This is a genomic window from Sphingobium chungbukense (assembly GCF_001005725.1).
GTDB classification, from domain to species: domain Bacteria; phylum Pseudomonadota; class Alphaproteobacteria; order Sphingomonadales; family Sphingomonadaceae; genus Sphingobium; species Sphingobium chungbukense.
The window spans coordinates 48,163-70,610 of record NZ_LBIC01000007.1; the positions used below are offsets into that span (position 1 = coordinate 48,163).

Genomic DNA, 22,448 nt, shown 5'->3' on the forward strand with positions numbered 1-22,448 from the left:
GATGCTGAAATCCGGCGCCATTCCTGTCCGTGACCGAATGACGGCCGACCCGATCAGCGCTGTTGCTTTCCGGGCGCCTTGTCCTGACGGCGTTCATCGCCCATCTGACCCTGCCGGTTTTCCTGCTGCTGCTGGCGTCCACCCTGGCTGGAACGATCACCGCCCTGTTGATCACGGCGCTGATTCTTGTCCTGATTATTCTGGTTGGCCATCTTACTCTCCTATTCACCTCCTTGAAGGGAGGCCGCTATAGAACGGCCCGTGGACGCTGGCGTTCCGGCAAATGCGGCCAACGGTTAAGCGCTTGACTTCCCCTTTTTCGTTTCCTATGCGTTCTCCATCCGTTCCAAAGAGGGCAAGCAGGCATGTTGACCATCAAGCAACAGGAATTGCTGAGCTTCATTCAGACCCGGCTGGAGGAGGGAGGCGTGTCCCCGTCCTTCGAGGAAATGAAGGAAGCGCTGGATCTCAGGTCCAAATCCGGCATCCATCGCCTGATCAATGCGCTGGAGGAGCGCGGTTTCATCCGTCGGCTGCCCAACCGCGCCCGCGCGCTGGAGGTTCTGAAACTTCCCGAGGCCATGCATCGCAATGCGCCGAAAGTCATCACGCCGCCCAAGCCGCAACTGGTGGCAAGCGCTCCGATCGCCGCCAATGACGTGCTGGAAATCCCGCTGCACGGACGGATTGCGGCGGGCGTGCCGATCGAGGCCCTGGAAGGGCAGAACATGCTCTCCGTGCCGGCGGCGCTGCTGGGTTCCGGCGACCATTATGCGCTGGAGGTTGCGGGTGATTCCATGATGGAGGCGGGCATTCTCGACGGCGACTTCGCATTGATCCAGCGAACCGACGTCGCGCGGGAAGGACAGATCGTCGTTGCCCTGATCGACGACAGCGAAGCGACGCTCAAATATTTCCGGCGCGAAGGACCCAAGGTCCGGCTCGATCCGGCGAACAGCGCCTATGAGCCGCAAATCTACGATCCGCAGCAGGTCCGCATCCAGGGCAAGCTCGCAGGATTGCTGCGCCGCTATAATTGAGAGGATCGGCGCGGCCTGAACGCGGACCACGCAATCCAGGGATGCTCGTCATCCACGCTTCTGACGGTGCGGACAAAGGGGACTTCGAGGTCAATGGCCAGCCCTCCGGTCCGCGCAAGCAGGCGCCGGTCCGCTTTCAGCCAGCGTGGGCGGCAGGAAACGGGGAGGAACCGGTCGCTGATCACGATATCCGCCCGTGCACAGTCTCGGGCCAGCACCCCGCTCTCGATCCTGGCGCTGCTCCGCGTCACCAGTATGTCCCAGTTCCGTCCATCGCCCTTCAACCGTACCGCACAAAGGTCAGGTGAACAGCGCGATGCTGGCATGGCAGCCATCGCTTCCAGCATACCGTCATAGCCGGCGGTTTCGGCGAGCGCATCGCGCACATAGCCTCCGGCCCTCTCCCGCAAAATAGCCATGCCCCCGCTCGCGGTCCGGACAGCGACATGACGGCCGTCTCCCGTTATCAACAAGGTGGGCGGCCCGCTTTTCAGGATCATCGCTACGCCCGCCGCCGCGGGGATCAGCCCTACCCAGCGCCATCGGCTGCGCCACAGCAGGCACCAGAGCAGGCCTGCAAGGATCAGCGCGAAAATCCCGCCGGACTGCGCGGATGATCGCATGATCGCCCAGGGACTGGACGCCACCCCATGCGCAACGAGCAGCAACAGATCGAGCGCGCGTGCAGTGAGCCACCAGAAGGGCGCGCCCCATCCACACAGATCGAACAGCAAGGCGAGCGCTTCCAGCGGCATGATGACAAAGGTGGTGAGCGGAATCGCCACCAGATTGGCGATGGCCCCCAACATTCCCGCCTTGTGAAAATGGAAGATGGCGATCGGCGCAAGCACCAGCTCCACCACCAGCCCCGTCGCCAGCATGGCCAGCAAGTGCCGGCCCAACCGACGCCAACTGGCCTCTTCCCGTGCGGCGATGAAGCCCCGGAAACGCGGATGCTCACCCAACGCGACCAGCGCGACCACGGCGGCGAAGCTCATCTGGAAACTGGGACCCACCAACGCCTCCGGCCAGGCCAGCAGCACCACCAGCGCACCGGCCGCAACCAACCGCAATGTGATGGCGTCCCGCCCCATGGCCAGCCCGCCCAGCACCAGCAAGGCGGCGACGCAGGACCGCACGGTCGGCACTTCCGCTCCGGTCAGCAATGTATAGCCGATGCCCGCAAGCGCGCCGCCGCCCGCCGCGATCAGCATCAACGGCCAATCCAGCGCCGCCCGCCGGCTGAGCGCCATCGCCCGCATCAACAGGAACACGACCGCCGCGATGAGAGCCGTCACATGCAGGCCACTGATCGACAGCAAGTGCGCGAGGCCGCTGCGCCGCATCGCCTCGGCATCATCCTCCGCGATCGCCCCCTGATCCCCCGTCGCCAGCGCGGCGGCGATGCCACCGCCGGCGCCGGGAATCTGCCCAACGATATGCGCGAACAGCCGCTCCCTCATCGGCGGCGGCGCGGAAGCCGGTCGCAATAGCGCGATCGGCTTGAGAACGCGGCCCGTCGCCCCGATGCCGTCGAAATAGGCCCGCCGCGCAAAATCATATCCACCAGGCAGGCCCGGCGATGCAGGCGGCATCAATCTTGTACGAAAACGCACGACCGCGCCTCTCCCCAGGCCGGCGGGTGTCAGTTCATCGTCCAGATTGACCCGGATGAGCGGCGGCAGGCCAGGGGCGTCAATCGGCCGCACCAGCATGCGACTCATCTTCTGAGCCGGGACCGGATTGAGCCGTTTCACCTCTCCGCTCACCTCGACGAACACCGCCTGGGCCAATGGCGGCGCACCCAAAAACGTCGCCTTCCCCCAGATCAGTACGCAGCCGAAACAGGCCATCATGCTTCCGATCAGGACCGCCCGGCGCAGCCGCCCGCCGCTCGGCAGGAGCAACGCGGCACAGGCCAGGGCCAGTGAAGCGCTACAAAAGGCCAGCCATCCCAATCTGTTAGGCAAAGAAAACCAGGCCGCAATTCCTGCACCGAGCGCCACGGGGACCCATAGCGGCAGCTGCTCGCGCTCCTCCTCCAGCCAGGCTTCCACCCTCTCCAAAAGCGACAGCGCGCCGTGTCGGCCATAACCGACAACGGAGGTTTGTCGTGGCTCGAAAGCCATGCTAGGGGGCGTCGCGATCATGGATAGGCCAGGTGGATATCGGAGCGAATGTCAGGGAATGAAGCGGTGAGTGCCACGGGTTCGAACAGACAGGTAGTAACCCGTTTTGCGCCGTCGCCCACCGGTTTTCTTCATATCGGGGGGGCGCGGACCGCGCTGTTCAACTGGCTGTTCGCGCGCCATCATGGTGGCAGGTTCCTGCTGCGGATCGAGGATACCGATCGTGCCCGCTCGACGCAGGAGGCGGTCGCCGCAATCTTCGACGGACTGGAATGGCTGGGCCTTGGCGGCGACGAACCGGCGGTGTTCCAGTTCGAACGAACGCCCCGCCATGCCGAGGTCGCCAACCAGTTGCTCGCGGCCGGCCATGCCTATCGCTGCTATGCGACGCCCGAGGAACTGGCCGAATTGCGCGAACAGCAGCGCGCCGCCAAGCAGCCGATGCGCTATGACGGTCGCTGGCGCGACCGCTCGCCGGAGGAAGCTCCCGAAGGCGCGCCCCATGTCATTCGCCTGAAGGCCCCGCGAACCGGCGAAACCGTCATCGAGGACGCCGTGCAGGGGCGCGTCGTCGTCCAGAATGCGGAGCTGGACGACATGATCCTCCTGCGCTCCGACGGCACGCCGACTTACATGCTGGCCGTGGTGGTCGACGACCATGACATGGGCGTGACCCACGTCATTCGCGGCGACGATCATCTCAACAATGCATTCCGGCAGCTCGGCATCATAAGGGCGATGAATTGGGAAGAGCCGATCTACGCCCATATCCCCCTGATCCACGGATCGGACGGGGCCAAGCTGTCAAAGCGCCACGGCGCGCTCGGCGTCGACGCCTATCGCGACGAAATGGGCATGCTGCCCGAAGCGGTGCTCAACTATCTGCTGCGCCTGGGCTGGGGCCATGGCGACGAGGAGATCATCTCCCGCGACCGCGCGGTCGAGCTGTTCGATATTGCAGGCGTCGGCCGCTCGCCCTCGCGCTTCGACATCAAGAAGCTGGAGAATCTCAACGGTCATTATCTGCGTGAAGCGGACGATGCGCGCCTGGCCGCGCTGGTGGCGCCCCGGATCGCGCAAAGACTGGCCATCGTCCTTCCGGCAGGCGCGGAAAAGCTGCTGACCGACGCCATGCCCTCCCTCAAACCCCGCGCCAAGACGCTTAACGAAATTGCCGAGGGTGCAGAATATTTGTTCAAAAATTGCCCGCTGGATTTTGACGACAAGGCCCTTGCTCTGCTAGACGACTCGGCGCGCGCGCTGCTGGGACAGACAGCCGACGCTCTTGCACCCGTCCCATCCTGGACGGTCGAAGCGATCGAGGAAGCGATACGCCGCGTGGCAGAGGATGCCGGCCTCGGGCTTGGAAAGGTCGCGCAGCCTTTGCGCGCGGCGTTGACCGGTCGCACGGTTTCGCCGGGAATTTTCGACGTCCTTTTCCTTCTGGGGAAGGCGGAGAGCTTGGAACGATTGGCCGCTGTGAGGCACGCATCGACCAATTGAAGTATCAGGAGAATACCATGTCGGATAACAATGCCACTTTGAGCGTCGGCGGAGACGCGAAGGACTATGCCATTCTGAACGGCACGGTCGGACCGCAGGTCATCGACGTCCGCAAGCTCTACGCCAACACCGGCATGTTCACCTACGATCCCGGCTTCACCTCGACCGCCAGCTGCGATTCGGGTCTGACCTATATCGACGGCGACGCCGGCGTACTGCTGCACCGTGGTTATCCGATCGACCAGCTCGCCGAACAGTCGAGCTTCATGGAAGTGTCCTACCTCCTCCTCAACGGCGAACTGCCCTCGAAGAAGGAATTGGAGGACTTCACCCGCACGATCACGCGCCACACCATGGTGCATGAACAGCTCACCACCTTCTATCGCGGTTTCCGCCGCGACGCGCACCCGATGGCGATCATGTGCGGCGTGGTCGGCGCGCTGTCGGCCTTCTACCACGACTCGACCGACATCAACGACCCGGAACAGCGCAAGATCGCCAGCCACCGCCTGATCGCCAAGATGCCGACGATCGCCGCCATGGCGTACAAATATTCGGTGGGTCAGCCCTTCGTCTATCCGCGCAACGACCTGTCCTACACCGCCAACTTCCTGAACATGACCTTCTCGGTCCCGGCGGAGGAATATGTCATCGACCCGGTCGTCGTCGACGCGATGGACAAGATCTTCACCCTGCACGCCGACCATGAGCAGAACGCCTCGACATCGACCGTGCGTCTGGCGGGTTCCTCGGGCGCCAACCCCTTCGCCTGCATCGCGGCGGGCATCGCCTGCCTGTGGGGTCCGGCGCATGGCGGCGCGAACGAAGCCGCGCTCAACATGCTGCGCGAGATCGGCACCGTCGACCGCATTCCGGAATATATCGCCCGCGCCAAGAACAAGGACGATCCGTTCCGCCTGATGGGCTTCGGACATCGCGTCTACAAGAATTACGACCCGCGCGCGACCGTGATGCAGAAGACCGCGAAGGACGTTCTCGCCAAGCTGGGCGTCAACGATCCGATCTTCGACGTGGCGAAGGAACTGGAGCAGATCGCGCTCCACGATCCTTATTTCATCGAGAAGAAGCTTTACCCGAACGTCGACTTCTACTCGGGCGTGATCCTCTCGGCCATCGGCTTCCCGACCGAGATGTTCACCGTGCTCTTCGCGCTGGCCCGCACCGTCGGCTGGGTCGCGCAGTGGAACGAAATGATCTCCGACCCAGCGCAGAAGATCGGCCGTCCGCGCCAGCTCTATACCGGCCCGTCGCAGCGCGACTATGTGCCGGTCGAAAAGCGCTAATCCGCTTTCATCGCTTCAAGAAGACGGCGCCCAACCGGGCGCCGTTTTTCGTTTCAGTCCAAAGCGGGCAGCAGCAGGGCAAATCTCGCGCCGCCATCGGGCGCGTCACCGATACCAATGTCACCGCCCATCGCCCGCGCCAGCCGCCGCGAAATATAAAGGCCAAGCCCACTGCCCCCGGCATCGCTGCGGCCGAGGCGCTCGAACTTCTCGAAAATCCGCTCACGGCTGTCTTCCGGCACGCCGTCCCCCTGGTCCAGGACCGCGATCCACGCCTGCTCACCGGCCCGTCCCGTCTCGATCCGCACGATCGATCCTTCCGGAGCGTAACGCACCGCATTGCCCACCAGGTTCATCAATATCTGCAAGGCCCGGCGGAATTCCCCCACCGCGGGCTGCGACGCTTCCACTTCAGGCGCCACGATGGAAATCCCGCGATCCATCGCCTTGACGAGGAACAGGCCTGCCGCCCGCCGCCCAAGATCCGCCAGGTCCAGTTCTTCGGCGATGACGGTAAAATCGGGCCGGTCGATCGCCTGGAGATCGGCCAGATCGTCGATCAGCGCCATCAGATGCCGCCCCGCCGCCGCTATGTCATTGGCATAGCCCACATAATCCGGCCGCAGGGGACCTTCGAACTGGGCGCCGATCGAATCGGCATTGGCAATGATCCGTCCCAACGGCTGGCGCAGCGACCGGTCCAGACGCTTCCCGAATTCGGCGGGATAAAGTGCCGTCGGCTCCGGCTCTGCGAGCGGCGCCATGACCGCCCGGTCGATCGGCAGCGCCTTGCCGCGATAGCCCACCAACTGCCCCGCAAGGTCGAACATCGGGAAACCCGACAAGGCGAAATGCTGCGTCGCATCGCTTGCCAGGCTGGCCGATTGTCCGCGAAAGGCACGCCGCTGGGCGAAACCCCGCAATATGGGCAGATCACCCTCTCCGTCAGGCCGTAATTCGAAATAGCTGGTGAAGGGGCTGCCCGGCACAGGTGACGTGCCCGGCAATATCCCCTGTGCACCCTGCCCTTCCAACACCATCTGGAACCGCAACTGCGTGTCGATCTGCCAGGTCCAGCCCTCGGACAAGGCCGCAATGTCCATATCCCGCTGGGCCAGATCGACAGGCACGGCGGCGGGAGGTCGCTCATACCAGTCGATGATCGCCATCTGGATGGAAGCACCATCGGGCTTGGCCCGGACCCACATGTCTATGTCACCGCGATCGGCCGCTGCCACCACCGGTCGCGACACCCCGATGCCCAGCTTCGCCGCCAGCCGCGCTATCGCCGCGAGTTGCGGAATCGCCAGGACTTCGCCCAGTTCGCCGCCCGCCTCTTGCTGCAAGGCGAGCAGGGGCGCGTCCGCGCTCAGCAATCGGCCATCCGCGGCGACCGTCGCCCGGATGACGGCGGGATGCGACGGCATGTGCATCAACCAGTGATCCGCCGCAAATGATCCAGCTTGGCCCGCAGGGCGACAGGCGTACGCATGACGCTCACAGCGGCATCCGCCTGCTCCACCGTCAAATCCTGATAGCGCAGCGCCTCGCCGACGATCCGCGTATCGGAGAGTGACGGCCGTACCGGGCGCAAGGCCAGCAGCAGATGCCGGTAATCGGAATCCGATCCGCCCAGCGCCCGGCACAAGGCCGCCACCTGCCCGACCGGTCCCATCACCAGAATGTCCGCGACTTGAAGGCTCTCCATGCGCAAACGCCGCCCGGCCAATGCCGTGAACAGCAGGAACCGTCGTTGCGCCAGCGCCGCGCCCATCAGTTCCGGCGCATCGGCACGCTCCCCCAGCGAGCGAACCAGCCGGTCCGCAGCGGCTATCGGCCCCGTTGCCTCATCATGGCGCGCAAGCAACACCTGTCCTGCCGCCTCGAACACAGGCAAGACCGCGTCCGGGTCCACCGTCCCGCTCCGCTGCGCCACCGCCGCCAGGCAAGCCGTCGCGGTCCAGAGCAATTCCGCGAAATGTCCAGCCGGCAGGTCCGGCGGCATGGGCTGGTCCTCCGCGCCGGTCGTCAGCCAGCGCCCCTCCGCCAGCGTCAGCGCGGCCATCGCATCGCCAATCGACATATCATCGGCAGAGAAGAGTGGCCCCGCCTCCGATTCGCCATGGTCGCCATCCGGCCGCCCGAACTGCCGCAACATCAGGCTCAATCCGCCCCGCATCTGCATATGCGCCAGCAGAGCCGGCCCCAGCAAGGTCGGCTGTCCACATATAGTGGGCCAACAGATCGGTTGCGGCCATTGCTCCAGAGCCGCCGCGATTTCGGGCGTTTGCTCCAGCGCCAGCCGCAGTCCGATCTCGATCGCGGTCAGGCATCCGCCCAGATGCCGCCGCGTCTCCGCCATCAGCGCGTCATGACGGTCCCGTCCATCGTCGGGAAAGAAAAACGCCAGATCAATGGCATGCCCGACGGGCACGGCGGACATGCCGGCCATGACCTGCGCCATCGGCCAGTTGTCCGCAGCCGTCGATCCGATCAGGGACGAAAAGGCGCTCATACAGGCCAGCATAATGGCACGTCGTTAAAATGCACTAAACCGTAACGAGCAAAATCGCGCCGAGCGTTTTTCGATCCGATCGAACCATATCGACCGCCGGCCGACGCCATTCGACGGGAAATCGCTCAATCGCGACGCAGCAGGATCATCGCCCCGGCCGAGACGATGGCGCAGGCCATCGCCACTTCCGCCATCAACGCCAGCGAACCCGTCAGCGCCGCGGCCAGCAGCAGGATCAAGGCGCTGGCCGGGGTGAAGATCATCCACGGCCGCACCGTGCCCACCTTGCGCCAGCGATCCGCCATCTGGATGATCGCCAGCAACAGCGCCAGATAGCTGGACACCGTCCCCTGCCCCGACAGCGCGATCCCGGCCACGGCAAAGGCCGGTGCGACAAAGGCGATCCATCCCATCGGCAGGGGGCGCAGCGCCATTTCGTCAAGCCGGTCCGCCGTTTCCGCCAATAACAGCGACAGCAGCAGCAGGCAAAGGCCCGCCCCCGTCCAAGACAGCTCGATCGGCACCAGCGCAATCGCACCCAGGGCCATGGCCGCAATTCGCACCTGCAAGGCAGGCACCTGCATCCGCATCAGCGCAGGCGCCGCCAGGCGCGCCGCCGGCACCAGCAGATATTGCTCTGCCGCGCCGCGCACCCGCAACCCGCGCGGCCCATGAGACAGCACGGCCTGCGCCGCCAGATCCGCCTGATCCTGCGCCTCGACCAGCGCCACCCGGCCTTCCATCAGATCGTCCTGCGGCACGGTGACGCGCCGCGCCCCGGCCTGCACCGCTGCCCGCACCAGGGTCAGCGACAGGTCCCACTCCCCGATCATGTCGAGCGTGTTGAACAGCAGATCCGGGCTGATCCGCGCCAGCCCCGCCCAGCGCTGCCCCGCGTCGATCCGCTCGAACGGGGCGCTGGCGCGGCTGTCGTCGGCGACGAGCAGGGCATTGCCCTCATTCTTCGCCATGGCTTCGAAATAGGCCTGCCCCACGATCGCACCGTCGGCCACCAGCAGCGTATCGGCATGGCGCGGCGCGTCGCGCACCATCGACACCATGTCGCGGATCAGCGCGACGGCGATCCCGTCCGCCGACAGCCGGTCGACCGCCTGCGACAAGGCGGGCGTGATCACGCTCACCAGGATCATGATTCGGTCGGCGCCCGCCCGCGCCGCCTGCCGCGCCTGATATTCCACCAGCGTCTGCCCCGCGAAATGCAGGCTGGCGCGCAGCGATCCAGCGGCATCGTTGGATGCCCGGCTGGCGCTAAGAATTGCCGCAAAAGTCATGCGTGATGAAACCGACCCGATCTTTGTTCAGCCCACCTTGTTACAAGGCGGACGCGATCACGCAAGCCGACTGACCTCAATCCCGCGCAAGATCGCTTAGCGACGCACGCAAAAGCCGCAAAATCCGGGGATCGCCCGGCGCCGCATCGGCGGCCTCATCGGCCATCGCCATCAGGCTGGTCAGCCCGAAGCTCGCCGCCAGCCCCTTCAGACGCCAGGCCGCGAGCTGCCAGTTCGCATCGCATCGGGCCCGGCCCAGCAGATCAAGCTGCCGTTCCGCGCTTTCCATGAAGGCAATGCGCAGATCCTCAATCAATCGACTGTCTTCACCGACAGCAGCGGCCAAAGCCGCATTCAGGGCGCCTGGATCATAGGACATGGGGCAGACGCTATCTGGCTTGCGTTAAGTTTTGGTAACAAGGCATTTTCGTGCGCGCAAAAGCTGCTAGGATGACGGCATGAACGGGGGCAGCACCATAGTCGAATTCTGGCGTGACCAGGACCGGAAGGCCGATGAGGCGTCGCAGGCGGATGATACCCTGCTGTTGAAACAGGCCGTCATGGATCTGGACGAAGACCATGCCATGCCGGAAACCGGCGCGCGCGGTCTGAGCGGGACGCAATGGGCGTTTCTGGCGGGCGGCCTGCTCTGGGTCGGCTTTGCCGGCTGGGCGACCCTGTCGTCCGGCCAGTGGCGCGGCGGACCGGCGGCATGGCCGGGGCTGGTCGCCACCATCCTCGTTCCGCTGATCCTGCTGGGCGTCTGCTATCTGCTGCTGCTGCGCAACAGCCGGACCGAAGCGCGCCGCTATCTCGACACCGCCCGGGCGCTGCGGACGGAGGCGGAACTGCTCGAACTGCGGCTCGGCCGGATCGCCGGGCAACTCGAAACAGCCCGCCAGGCCATGCAGGATCAGGCGGAATTGCTCGACAGCTATGGCGCCGCCGCGAGCAGCAATATGGAGGCATCGGCCGAACTGATCGCGGGCCGCGCCAACAGCACCGCCGAACGCGCCGAAGCGGCCGAACGGGCGGGGCTGGCGCTGGTGCAGCGGATGGAAACGCTGATCGGCTCCATTCCCGAACTGGAGGAGCGCGCGACCCGCATGTCGGCACAGATCGTCGACAACGGCCATGCCCTGTCGGAACGGATCGACATGCTGGAGGCGCGGCTGCACGCGATCGGCGAATTGTCCGACGATGCCCGCACGCGCACGCTCTCTGCCACCAAGAGCCTGTCGAGTCAACTCACCCAGCTTCAGGAAGCCACCCGTTCCACGACGCAGGAGGTGAACGGCATGGCCGACATCGCCGCCGCGCGGATCGACGCGACGATGGAAAGCGCGCGCAGGGCGATGGAGGAAAGCTGGCAGGATCTGGAGCAGAGATCGGTCGTTCTGGGCGACCTGACCAGCCGCACCAAGGAAGAGGTGGCGGAGACCACCCAGTCGGTGATCGCGCTGCTGACGCAGGAGTTGAACCGGGTCGAGATCGACGTGCTCCATCGCCTGGAAACCACCCATGGCCGCGCGCAGGAGACCATGGCGGCGGTGGACGCCAATCTGACGGCACAGGCCCTGTCGCTCAAATCGCTGATCGAGGGTGCGCAGGCCGGGATCGCCGCCACCAGCCAGTCGGCGCTTTCCGCCCTGTCGCGCGACGCGGAAACGGTCGAGGCCGAATTGCGCCAGCGTATCGAGGTTGCCGTGACGCAGGCGCGCGAAGGCATGGCGATCACCGATGAGGGCCTTTCGCGTCAGAGCGAGGCGCTCGACGCGCTGATCGCGCGTTCCCGCGACGGCATTGCCGCGATCGGCGATGAAACCGTCGCCAATCTGGCCGATCATGTCGGCGAGGTCGAAAGCCGGCTGCATCAGATCAACGATCTGGTCGAGGGACAGCGCACTCTGGTCGCCGGGCTTCAGAACAGCCTCAACGATGCGGTCGGTTCCGCCGAGACGCGCTTCGCCGCGATGGAGGAAACCGCCCTCGCCCGCAATGAGCGGCTCACAGCGGCGCTCATACGCCTCACCGCCGAGACGCAGCGCATCGACGGCGCGCTGGCGGCTGGCGGCATGACCGCGGAAAAGCTGATCGGCAGCGCCGAAACGCTGATGCTTGCATTGGATTCCAGCGTGCGGGAACTGGACGAAACCTTCCCCGCCGCGCTGGAGCGTTTCAACGGGCGGATCGAGACCAGTCGCACCCTGCTCGACAGCGCCGCGCCGGAAATCGAGCGGCTGGAAGCCATTTCCGAGGCGCTGGTCGGCCGCACCCAGGAGGCCGAGGAACTGCTGCGCGGCCAGGGTCGGCGCCTCAGCGAATGGCTGGAAAGCACGCAGAGCGGCGTCGATGCCAATCGCGAACTGGTCGAACGGCTGCGCACCGCGCTCGACAATGCGCATCAGGACGCGACGCGGATCACGGAGGGCGCCGGACCGCTGCTCGTCACCGCCCTGCTCCGGGTCAAGGATACCGCCGATCAGGCCGCAGAGCGTGCTCGCCAGGCCTTGAGCCGTGCCATCCCCGACGCTGCCCAATCGCTCGCCGACGCCAGCGAGGAAGCGATGGAGCGGGTCATCGGCGACAAGATCGCCACCCAGATCGAACAGGTGGCAAAGGTCGCGGAGGAGGCCGTCAAGGCGGCGCATCAGGCGTCCGACCGCCTCACCCGCCAGTTGCTGACGATCGCCGACACCAGCGCCACGGTCGAGGCCCGGATCGAGGAAGCGGAACGTGCCGCCGAGGACCGGGATCGCGACCATTTCGCGCGCCGTTCCGCGCTGATCATCGAATCGCTCAACAGCACCGCGATCGACGTTGCCAAGATATTGTCCAACGACGTGACCGATTCCGCCTGGTCATCCTATCTGAAGGGCGATCGCGGCGTTTTCACCCGCCGCGCGGTCAAGCTGCTGGATGCGGGCGAATCCCGCGAAATCGCGCTGCATTACGACAATGATCCTGAATTCCAGGATCATGTGAACCGCTACATCCACGATTTCGAATCGATGCTGCGGATCATCCTGTCGGCCCGTGACGGCAATGCGCTGGGCGTGGCGATCCTGTCGTCGGACATGGGCAAGCTCTATGTTGCGCTGGCGCAGGCGATCGAACGGTTGCGGCAATAGCGCTTCGCTTCCGGCGAAGATCCCCTCCTCCGAAGCGATGGACAGCGGCCCGGTATGGTCGCTGAAACTGTGCGTTTCACGCCGAAGTTCACAGTGTACGCGCGCGCATGCCTGCGCGCGCGTGGGCGTGGTGGCGCGATTGGTCGGACATGTCAAAGAGGGGTGCGGGATAGAGCCGTCGGCGGGGAATAGGACAGGTTCCATCGCTCCTATCGGAGAAATAGGATGTTTTTGGAGGATGCTGTGGCCATTGGGTTACGCATGGTCCTTAAAGGACGGGCCAAAGCGACGATCATTTGCCCTTTACCCCCCGGTTTCCGCCGCTGGATGCACCTCTTGCTCTCGATTATAGCTTGGATAATATGCCGGGATGAAGACACCCAGGGCCAGAAATAGAGGCAGGTTGTGGGTGTTCGTTATTATCGGAATTGCGGACACGTCATTCGTGGCAGCGCTTGCCAAATCTCCACCTCCCCTTCCGGTTGCCATTCAACAAATCATCGACGACGATGCCGCAATATGCCGGCAACTCACTGGGCGGCGCGGCAAGACGGGGGATATGGTTCGCAGGCTGGATGCGAATGGTGATGGTTTGACAGATTATCTGGTTTTTAGCGGCAGTTACGTCTGTCCCGGCGCGCTTTCGGCGTTTACGCCCACGGCGACTGCGGGTGTTTCGACATATCTTTTCCTTGGCCGAGCCGATGGTCAGGTTCAGCGAATATGGTCAGGCGATAGTTGGGGACCAGAAATCACCCAACAAGGCCGCCGAACCACCATCACATTCCAGATGACCGGAATTGCCTGCGGCGATGATCGTGGCGGCGAAGTGTCGGTTGCTGATCGCTATTCCTGCAAGCTGGAATTGCGGCCCGATCCTAAGGGCCGGTGGGGCCTGCGAAGTGGGCTTCCGTCAAACTGACTGATCCAGGCTCGGCTCTCTTTTCGGGAATGTGCGGCCAAGGACAAGTGGGGGCCTGGGTCAAGTCCGCAGCGGCCAGTTCAAGACATTACCGTTCCCGTCACCCCGGGCTTGAGCCGGGGTGACGAGTGGAGCATTTCCGCTCACCACCCGCAATCAGCCGATATGCGTCCACCGCTCCAGCGTGACCCATCCTTCGACATAATTGGCGTAATATATCCCGAACAAGGCCGCAGACAGAAGCGTCGCGCGGAACGCAACCACCCCTGGCCGGAAGTTGCTCGGCGCGCTGTCCGCCTGCCCCTTCAGCAACGCTTCACCCGTTTCGTCGGGCGTGCGGATGCCGAAGGGCAAGACGACAAACGCGCTGATCACCCAGAACAGCACATAGATGGCGAAGATGGCGTACCAGTTCATGAGCGTCAGGCTTAGGCGCGAATGAGCAGCACGTCTACTACCGGCTTCTTGCCCGTCCAGCGCGTCGCCGTGCGCCGCACCGCCAGACGCACCCGTTCGCGCAAGGCGTCCTCCTCCTGCGATCCCTTGGCGACCGCGCCGGCCGCTTCTTCCGCGGCCTCTTCCAGAAAGGCCGCTTTGTCTTCCTCCACCGGAACGCCCTGCGTCCGCAAGGCGGGCGTCCCAATAACCCGTCCCTTGCCGTCCAGCGCCACGGCAACGCTGATCTGGCCGTGCAGGGAGACCTTCCGCCGCTCATTCATGGTCGAACCGTCCGACGGCAGGATGACATCGCCATCCAGCACCAGACGCCCGGTCGCTTCATGACCAATAATCTCCGGCCCGTTCGGCGCCAGCCGCAGCACATCGCCATTGGACTGCACGACCGCGCTCGGCACGCCGCTCGACAGGCCCAGCCGCGCCTGTTCGGCCATATGCCGCCGCTCACCATGGACCGGCAGCAGGATCTGCGGCCGCACCCAGCGATACATGGACTCCAGTTCGGGACGCCCCGGATGGCCCGACACATGGACCTCCGCCTGGCGATCCGTCACCATCAGCACGCCCTTGGCCGCCAGCGCGTTCTGGATACGGCCGATGGCGATCTCATTGCCCGGAATCTGCTTGGAGGAGAAGACGACCAGATCACCCTCGTCCAGCTTGATCGGATGGCTGTCGAAGGCGATGCGGGAGAGCGCGGCCCGCGCCTCCCCCTGCCCGCCTGTGGCGATGATCATCACCTCGTTGTGCGGGAGCGCCATGACATCGTCCCAATCGACGGTCGGTGGGAAATCCCTGAGGTAACCCGCCGTCCGCGCCGTCGAAATGATCCGGTCGAGCGACCGCCCCGCCACGCAGAGCTTGCGCCCCATGGCGTTGGCGACCTCGCCCAGCGTTTGCAACCGCGCTGCGTTGGAAGCGAAGGTCGTGACCAGCACGCGCCCCTTGGCGCCCTTGATCGTCTCCATCAGCCCTTGACGAACATCGCCCTCGGAACCACTGGCCTCGGCATTGAAGACATTGGTGCTGTCGCAGACCAGCGCCAGCACGCCTTCGTCCCCGATCGCGGTCAGTTCTTCGGGCGTGGAGGGCTGGCCGAGCAGCGGGGTCTCATCGAGCTTCCAATCGCCGGTATGGAAAACCTTGCCATAAGGCGTGTCGATCAGCACCGCATTGCCTTCGGGGATCGAATGGGCGAGCGGCACATAGCGGAAGCCGAACGGCCCCAGCGCGAAACTGCCCTCATTGTCGATGACGTTCAGCTCGACCTCTTGGGTGAGCCCCTCCTCTTCCAGCTTCAGCCGGATCAGCCCCGCGGTGAAGGGCGTCGCATAAAGCGGCACGCCAAGGTCAGCGGCGAGATAGGGAATAGCGCCGATATGGTCCTCATGCCCATGGGTCAGGACGATGCCGAGCAGGTCGTCCTTGCGTTCCTCGATAAAGGCAAGGTCCGGCAGCACCAGCTCCACGCCGGGATAGGCCGGATCGGCAAAGGTCAGGCCCAGATCGACCATCACCCATTTGCCCTGGCAACCGTAGAGATTGACATTCATGCCGATCTCCCCCGACCCGCCAAGGGCCAGGAAGATCAACTCATTTCCAGGTGTCATTATGGTTTCAAACTCCGTTCATGCAGCAGTGCGAGGCCCAGGATCGTGAGATCGGGCGCGATCGCATCGAAAATATCGCTATTGTCATCAAAGAGGACCGCCAGGCCCCCCGTCGAAATCACCTTGGCTGGACGGCCGATTTCAGCCCGCATCCGGGCAACCAATCCCTCCATCATCGCCACATAGCCCCAGAATACGCCGATATGCATCTGCGCTTCGGTGGTGCGACCGATAACCGACCGGTTCTCCGGTGGCGCGATCGCGATCTTGGGCAGTTTCGCCGCCGCCGCCACCAGCGCATCCAGCGACAGGTTGATGCCCGGCGCGATGATGCCGCCCTTGTACGCGCCGTGATAGTCGATCACGTCGAAGGTGGTCGCGGTACCGAAATCGATGACGATGAGGTCGCCCTGGTAGAGATGGTGGGCGGCGATGGCATTTACAACCCGGTCCGCACCGACCGAGGCCGGTTCGGCGACATCGAGTTCGATCCCCCACTCCACCGGCGCCTGCCCGGCGACCAGAGCGGTCGTCTTGAAATATTTCTCGGCCAGCACCTGAAGATTATGCAGCGCGCGTGGCACCACAGTGGCGATGATGACCGCCTCCACATCCGCGATCTTGTACCCTTCCAGCATCAAAAGCTGGTTCAGCCACACCGCATATTCGTCGGCGGTGCGCCGGGGATCGGTGGCAATCCGCCAGCGGGCGCGGATTTCCCGCCCCTCAAGCAGTGCAAAAACCACATTGGTGTTACCCGCGTCGATCGCGAGAAGCATGGCCCGTCCCCGGATGTCAGATAAGAAGGATGTCGCCGGCATGAATGGCACGGCTCTGCCCGTTCGCCAAGCGCAGGATCAGCATGCCGTGCCGGTCGAGCGTGTCGAACATGCCCTCCACCGTCTCGCCATCAGGCTGCACCACACGCATCGGCGTCCCCGTGGGGTGGGCGTTCAGCAACCAGTGCGTCCGCACCGGGTCCAGCCCCTGCGCCCGCCAGATCGCCAGCCAATGCGCGAACAGTTCGGCCAACCGGGCCTGCAAGGCCGCTGCATCGGCATCCAGCGCGCCTTGCGCGAACAGGCTCGTCGCCGGCCGGTCGAGCCCCGTCGGATGCCCCGTCACATTGATGCCGATGCCCGCGACGATGGCGTCCCCGGTCCGCTCCAGCAAGATACCGGCGATCTTGGCGCCGTCGACCAGGACATCATTGGGCCATTTGATCCGCGCCTGCCCCGCACAGAGCGGCGCCACCAGCGCATGCACCGCATTGGCCGCCACCAGCGCCAGCGTATGCGGCAACGGATCGCCGTCACGCAGGCGGATCACCGTCGAACAATAGAGATTGCCGTCGGGGCTTTCCCAATTGCGCCCCAACCGTCCGCGGCCTCCGGTCTGCCGTCCCGCACGCAGCCAGCAACCCTCTGCAACGCCCTGCTCCACCAACGCCAGCATGTCGGCATTGGTGGAGCCAGTCTCCTCAACGAAGCGAAGATCGGTCAGAACAGCGCCGCCGCTGCCGCCGCGCTCGCCTTGTCGAGCATCGGGTTGAGCAGATAGCCGAAGACGATCACCACGGCGCAGGCCGTCAGGATGACATTTTCGACCGCTCCGCCGCGCGCTTCATAGGCGTCGGCCGGTTCGTCGAAATACATCGTCTTGATGACCTTCAGATAATAGAAGGCGCCGATCACCGATGCCGCGATGCCGAAGGCCGCCAGAGCCGTCAGGCCCGCCGCCACCGCCGCATCGAACACCAGGAACTTCGCCCAGAAGCCGAAGAGCGGTGGGATACCGGCCATGGAGAACATGAAGATCGCCAGCGCCGCCGCCAGACCCTTGCGCGAACGCGACAGGCCGGCAAGGCTCGCGATCGTCTCGACCGGCTTGCCATCGGCATCGCGCATCTGGAGGATGCAGGCGAAGGCACCGATGGTCATCACGACATAGATCGCCATATAGCTCATCGTCGCCGCCGCGCCCGCAGGCGTACCGGCGGCCAGGCCGATCAGCGCGAAGCCGACATTGTTGATCGACGAATAGGCCATCAGGCGCTTGATGTTCGTCTGGCCGATAGCCGCGACCGCGCCGAAGAGGATCGAGGCCAAGGCCACGAAGATCACGATCTGCTGCCAGTCCAGCCCCGCCGGCCCCAGCGCCTCGATCGCCACGCGGACGATCAGGCCCATCGCCGCGACCTTGGGCGCGCTGGCGAAGAAGGTCGTGACCGGGGTTGGCGCGCCTTCATAGACGTCGGGGGTCCACATGTGGAAAGGAACGGCGCTGATCTTGAACGCAAGCCCCGCCAGCACGAACACCAGGCCGAACAGCTCGCCCTTCGACACGCCGTCGCCCAGCGCGACCGCAATGCCGTCGAACGAGGTGCTGCCTGTGAAGCCGTAGAGCAATGCGGTGCCATAGAGCAGGATGCCGCTCGCCAGCGAACCCAGCACGAAATATTTGAGGCCGGCTTCGGACGACCGTTCGTCCTGCCGCATGAAGCTCGCCAGCACATAGGAGGCCAGGCTGTTCATTTCGAGGCCGACATAGAGCGTCAGCATGTCGCCCGCCGACACCATCATCCCCATGCCGATCGCGGCGAAGAGGATCAGCACCGGATATTCCGGACGCGGCACGCCGCCGACCGCGAAATAACGCGGAGCAAGCAGGATCGCCGCCGCCGCCGCGCCATAGATCAACGCCTTGGCGAAGACCGAGAAAGCGTCGGCCTTGACCAGCCCGTCAAAGGCCACCGGCCCATGGGCCAGCGAGCAGGACAGCGAAACGCCCGCGACGATGAGGGTCAGGACCGACAGCCAGTTGACCACCCGCGCCGATTTGTCGCCGCCATAGGCTGCGATCAGCATCAGGATCAGGCCACCGGCCGTCAGCACCAGCTCCGGCAGGACTGCCAGAAGGGAAGCGGAATCAATCATCAGTGCGCCTCCCCCGACGCTTCTTCATGGGACATTGCGGATGCTTCTTCATGATGGGCTTCCGCGGCCGGGATGGCCGGACCCATCTTGATCTTGGAATCACCCGCCGGAGCGGCGGAGGCGAGGCGCGCTTCCAGCGCGCGGATGTCGGAACGCATGGGGCTGAGGAAACTCTCGGGATAGATGCCCATCCACAGCACCGCCGCAGCGATCGGCGCCAGCAGCCAGACTTCGCGCATCGACAGGTCGGGCATGGCCGCCGCGTCGGCATTCTTCTGGTCGCCATAGCAGATGCGGCGATAGAGATAGAGCATATAGGCCGCGCCCAGGATGATGCCCGTGGTGCAGACCAGCGCCACCCAGCTCGACGCCTGGTAGATGCCCATCAGCGACAGGAATTCCCCGACGAAGTTGCTGGTGCCCGGCAGGCCGACCGACGCCATGGTGAACAGCATGAACAGCACCGCATATTTGGGCATGTTGATGCTGAGGCCGCCATAACGGGCGATCTCGCGAGTGTGCAGGCGGTCATAGATGACGCCGACGCACAGGAACAGCGCGCCCGACACCAGACCATGGCCCAGCATCACCATCATCGCGCCTTCGATGCCCGCCTGGTTGAAGGCGAACAGGCCGACGGTGACGATCGCCATATGCGCGACCGACGAATAGGCGATCAGCTTCTTCATGTCCGACTGAACCAGCGCGACGAGGCTGGTATAGACCACCGCGACCATCGACAGGCCCCAGACCAGCGGCGCGAGCTGCGCCGAGGCTTCCGGGAACATCGGCAGCGAGAAGCGGATGAAGCCGTAACCGCCCATCTTCAGCAGCACGCCCGCCAGAATGACCGAACCGGCCGTCGGCGCCTGAACGTGCGCGTCGGGTAGCCAGGTATGGACCGGCCACATCGGCATCTTCACCGCGAAGCTGGCGAAGAAAGCGAGCCACAGCCAGATCTGGATCTTGGGATCGAAGTTGTACGCCATGAGCGTCGGGATGTCGGTCGTGCCCGCGTCATGCACCATCCACATCATCGCGATCAGCATCAGGACCGAGCCGAGCAGCGTGTAGAGGAAGAATTTGTACGAAGCGTAGATGCGATCCGCACCACCCCAGATGCCGATGATCAGGTACATCGGGATCAGGCCGGCTTCGAACATGATGTAGAAAAGGTAGAGATCCTGCGCCGTGAAGACGCCGATCATCAGCACCTCCATGAACAGGAAGGCCGCCATATATTCGCCGACGCGCTTTTCGATCGCCAGCCAGCTCGCCCCGATGCAGATCGGCATCAGGAAAACGGTCAGCATGATCAGCATCAGCGCGATGCCGTCGATGCCGAGCGCCCAGGCGAAACGGCCGAAGATCGGCGCATATTCCTGGAACTGCCACTGGGCAGCGGTGCCCGACTGGTCGAAATGCGCCCAGAGCACGACGCCCAGCACCAGATCGACCAGCGTCGCCACCAGCGCGATCATGCGCGCCTGGGCAGCGCCCGAGTAGAGACAGGCGATGGCCCCCGCCATCGGCACTGCCATCATCAGGGAAAGGATGGGGAAGCCGTCCATTATCGTGTCATCGCCCAGGTTGCGGCCGCGGCGAGGCCAATCAGCATCACCAGCGCGTAAGTGTAGAGGTAGCCGGACTGAAGCCGACGGGTGACTTTGTTGCCCTGCACGACCAGCGCGGCCAGGCCGTTTGGCCCGAAGCGGTCGATGAAGCCCACATCACCGAACTTCCAGAAGAAGCGGCCGATGGCGAAGGCAGGCTTGACGAACAGGACGTTGTACAGCTCGTCGAAATACCATTTGTTGAGCAGGAACTGATAGAGAGCGCCGAAGGTGGCGACGAAGCGGCGCGGCCAGTCGGTGAACTTGAGATAGGCCAGCATGGCGATCACGAGGCCGGTCAGCATCACCGTGAACGGACCGAACTTGACCCAGGTCGGCACTTCATGCGCCGCGTGCATCAGGTGGCTGTCGAACGCCAGAGCGCCCTTCCAGAACTCGATGCCCCCTTCCGGACCGATGAACTGGTCGTGGAAAGCGAAACCGGCGAACACCGCGCCCAGGCTCAGCACCACCAGCGGGATCAACATGACCCAGGGGCTTTCATGCGGATGATAGCCCGCCGTGCCGGTCTGTGGGTGATCATGATGACCGTGGCCGTCATGCTCGGTCTCTTCCTCCGGCGTTTCATGATGGCCGTGGACTGCGTGCTGGATATGCTCCGAAGCGGCCCAGCGCGGCTTGCCGAAGAAGGTCAGGAACACAAGGCGCCACGAATAGAAGCTGGTGAGCAAAGCCGCGAACACGCCGACCAGATAGGCGCCCACGCCCGCACCGCCCGAAGCATAGGCCGCTTCAAGGATGCCGTCCTTCGAATAGAAGCCGGCGAAACCGACGCCGACGAGCGGCAGGCCGACGCCCGTGATGGCCAGCGTACCCAGCGTCATCGTCCAGAAGGTGATCGGAATCTCCTTCCTCAAGCCGCCATAGTAGCGCATGTCCTGCTCATGGTGCATCGCATGGATGACCGAGCCGGCGCCCAGGAACAGCAGCGCCTTGAAGAAGGCATGGGTGAAGAGGTGGAACATCGCCGCGCCATAGGCGCCGACACCCGCCGCGAAGAACATGTAACCAAGCTGCGAACAGGTCGAATAGGCGATGACGCGCTTGATGTCGTTCTGCACCGTGCCCACGGTCGCCGCGAACAGGCAGGTCGCCGCGCCGATGATGGTGACGAAGTGCAGCGCCGTCGGGCTGACCTCGAACATCGGGGACAGGCGGCACACCATGAACACGCCCGCCGTCACCATGGTCGCGGCGTGGATCAGCGCCGACACGGGGGTCGGGCCCTCCATCGCGTCCGGCAGCCAGGTGTGGAGGCCAAGCTGCGCCGACTTGCCCATCGCGCCGATGAACAGCAGCAGGCAAAGCACGGTCATGGTATCGAAACGATAGCCGAGGAAACCGATGGTCGAACCGGCCATGGACGGCGCGGCGGCGAGGATTTCCGGGATCGAGATGGTGTTGAACACCAGATAGGTGCCGAAAATACCCATCATGAAGCCAAGGTCGCCGACGCGGTTGACGACGAACGCCTTGATCGCGGCGGCGTTTGCGCTCGGCTTACGGAACCAGAAGCCGATCAGCAGATAGGAGGCCAGACCGACGCCTTCCCAGCCGAAGAACATCTGCAACAGATTGTTCGCGGTCACGAGCATCAGCATCGCGAAGGTGAAGAGCGAGAGATAGGCGAAGAAGCGCGGCTGATCAGGCTCCTCCTCCATATAGCCCCATGAATAGAGGTGGACGAGGCTCGACACGCTGGTGATGACCACCAGCATGACCGCGGTCATGGTGTCGACGCGCAGCGCCCATTGGGCATCGAAGCTGCCCGACTGGATCCAGGTGAAGACCGGCGCCACATAAGGCTCGGCATGGCCGGTCACGAAAGCGAGGAAGATCGGCCAGCTCATGGCGCAGGAAGCAAAGAGCGCGCCGGTGGTGACGATCTTAGCCGGCAGCTTGCCAAGGGCCTTGTTGCCAAGACCGGCGATGGCAGCAGCCAGCAACGGGAGAAGGACGATAAGCTGGATCATCGA

Annotated in this window: 18 protein-coding genes; 5 read left to right on the plus strand and 13 right to left on the minus strand. The window is 64.3% G+C overall.

Annotated features, from left to right (window positions below; translation table 11 throughout):
- Positions 1 to 53: 53 nt before the first annotated feature.
- Complete coding sequence (locus YP76_RS28295) at positions 54 to 212, minus strand: hypothetical protein (RefSeq protein ID WP_197707417.1); 159 nt, start codon at positions 210 to 212, stop codon at positions 54 to 56.
- A gap of 153 nt (positions 213 to 365) precedes the next feature.
- Here YP76_RS28295 and lexA point away from each other — a divergent pair, with 153 nt between their 5' ends.
- The gene (lexA, locus tag YP76_RS15085; RefSeq protein WP_046764463.1) at positions 366 to 1,040 is read left to right on the plus strand and encodes a transcriptional repressor LexA; all 675 of its coding nucleotides are present in this window, start codon (positions 366 to 368) and stop codon (positions 1,038 to 1,040) included.
- On the opposite strand, the gene YP76_RS15090 is transcribed toward lexA, so the two are convergent.
- A complete protein-coding gene (locus YP76_RS15090) occupies positions 1,031 to 3,097 on the minus strand; it encodes a ComEC/Rec2 family competence protein (protein WP_046764464.1) in 2,067 nt (688 codons plus the stop codon). The two genes, lexA and YP76_RS15090, sit on opposite strands and share 10 nt — an antisense overlap.
- A 120-nt stretch (positions 3,098 to 3,217) precedes the next feature.
- Here YP76_RS15090 and gltX point away from each other — a divergent pair, with 120 nt between their 5' ends.
- Both gltX and YP76_RS15100 read left to right on the plus strand, forming a co-directional pair.
- The gene (gltX, locus tag YP76_RS15095; protein ID WP_046764465.1) at positions 3,218 to 4,672 is read left to right on the plus strand and encodes a glutamate--tRNA ligase; all 1,455 of its coding nucleotides are present in this window, start codon (positions 3,218 to 3,220) and stop codon (positions 4,670 to 4,672) included.
- 17 nt (positions 4,673 to 4,689) lie between these two features.
- On the plus strand, positions 4,690 to 5,976 hold the full coding sequence (locus YP76_RS15100) for a citrate synthase (protein ID WP_046764466.1): 1,287 nt from the start codon (positions 4,690 to 4,692) through the stop codon (positions 5,974 to 5,976).
- A gap of 53 nt (positions 5,977 to 6,029) precedes the next feature.
- On the opposite strand, the gene YP76_RS15105 is transcribed toward YP76_RS15100, so the two are convergent.
- The 4 genes from YP76_RS15105 to YP76_RS15120 form a co-directional block, all read right to left on the minus strand.
- Positions 6,030 to 7,409, minus strand: coding sequence for a sensor histidine kinase (locus YP76_RS15105; RefSeq protein WP_046764467.1), 1,380 nt, complete (start codon positions 7,407 to 7,409; stop codon positions 6,030 to 6,032).
- Positions 7,409 to 8,503 (minus strand): DUF2336 domain-containing protein, encoded by a 1,095-nt coding sequence (locus YP76_RS15110; protein ID WP_084733200.1) that lies wholly within the window; start codon positions 8,501 to 8,503, stop codon positions 7,409 to 7,411. Before YP76_RS15110 ends, YP76_RS15105 begins: the two co-directional genes overlap by 1 nt.
- A 113-nt stretch (positions 8,504 to 8,616) precedes the next feature.
- Positions 8,617 to 9,783 carry a hypothetical protein gene (locus tag YP76_RS15115; RefSeq protein ID WP_046764469.1) on the minus strand — a complete coding sequence of 389 codons (1,167 nt, stop codon included), beginning with the start codon at positions 9,781 to 9,783 and terminating at the stop codon, positions 8,617 to 8,619.
- A 76-nt stretch (positions 9,784 to 9,859) separates the two neighbouring features.
- The gene (locus tag YP76_RS15120; RefSeq protein WP_046764470.1) at positions 9,860 to 10,162 is read right to left on the minus strand and encodes a hypothetical protein; all 303 of its coding nucleotides are present in this window, start codon (positions 10,160 to 10,162) and stop codon (positions 9,860 to 9,862) included.
- A gap of 79 nt (positions 10,163 to 10,241) precedes the next feature.
- Here YP76_RS15120 and YP76_RS15125 point away from each other — a divergent pair, with 79 nt between their 5' ends.
- Together YP76_RS15125 and YP76_RS27855 are read left to right on the plus strand one after the other, a co-directional pair.
- Positions 10,242 to 12,914 carry a coiled-coil domain-containing protein gene (locus YP76_RS15125; protein ID WP_046764471.1) on the plus strand — a complete coding sequence of 891 codons (2,673 nt, stop codon included), beginning with the start codon at positions 10,242 to 10,244 and terminating at the stop codon, positions 12,912 to 12,914.
- Between the two features lie 409 nt (positions 12,915 to 13,323).
- Positions 13,324 to 13,836 (plus strand): hypothetical protein, encoded by a 513-nt coding sequence (locus YP76_RS27855; RefSeq protein ID WP_232307576.1) that lies wholly within the window; start codon positions 13,324 to 13,326, stop codon positions 13,834 to 13,836.
- A gap of 156 nt (positions 13,837 to 13,992) precedes the next feature.
- On the opposite strand, the gene YP76_RS15130 is transcribed toward YP76_RS27855, so the two are convergent.
- From YP76_RS15130 to nuoL, 7 genes are read right to left on the minus strand one after another with little or no spacing between them, the layout of a single operon-like run.
- Complete coding sequence (locus YP76_RS15130; protein ID WP_046764472.1) at positions 13,993 to 14,253, minus strand: DUF1467 family protein; 261 nt, start codon at positions 14,251 to 14,253, stop codon at positions 13,993 to 13,995.
- A gap of 11 nt (positions 14,254 to 14,264) precedes the next feature.
- Complete coding sequence (locus YP76_RS15135) at positions 14,265 to 15,902, minus strand: ribonuclease J (protein WP_046764473.1); 1,638 nt, start codon at positions 15,900 to 15,902, stop codon at positions 14,265 to 14,267.
- A complete protein-coding gene (locus YP76_RS15140; protein ID WP_046764474.1) occupies positions 15,902 to 16,681 on the minus strand; it encodes a type III pantothenate kinase in 780 nt (259 codons plus the stop codon). Before YP76_RS15140 ends, YP76_RS15135 begins: the two co-directional genes overlap by 1 nt.
- A gap of 16 nt (positions 16,682 to 16,697) precedes the next feature.
- Positions 16,698 to 17,405, minus strand: a complete 708-nt coding sequence (locus YP76_RS15145; RefSeq protein ID WP_269748647.1) for a biotin--[acetyl-CoA-carboxylase] ligase — start codon at positions 17,403 to 17,405, stop codon at positions 16,698 to 16,700.
- Positions 17,402 to 18,838, minus strand: coding sequence for an NADH-quinone oxidoreductase subunit NuoN (gene nuoN, locus YP76_RS15150; protein ID WP_046764476.1), 1,437 nt, complete (start codon positions 18,836 to 18,838; stop codon positions 17,402 to 17,404). The genes YP76_RS15145 and nuoN overlap by 4 nt, the downstream gene beginning before the upstream one ends.
- Entirely contained in the window at positions 18,838 to 20,409 is a 1,572-nt protein-coding gene (locus tag YP76_RS15155) for an NADH-quinone oxidoreductase subunit M (RefSeq protein ID WP_046764477.1), read from the minus strand. The genes nuoN and YP76_RS15155 overlap by 1 nt, the downstream gene beginning before the upstream one ends.
- Positions 20,409 to 22,445 (minus strand): NADH-quinone oxidoreductase subunit L, encoded by a 2,037-nt coding sequence (gene nuoL / locus YP76_RS15160; protein ID WP_046764478.1) that lies wholly within the window; start codon positions 22,443 to 22,445, stop codon positions 20,409 to 20,411. The genes YP76_RS15155 and nuoL overlap by 1 nt, the downstream gene beginning before the upstream one ends.
- Positions 22,446 to 22,448 lie beyond the last annotated feature (3 nt).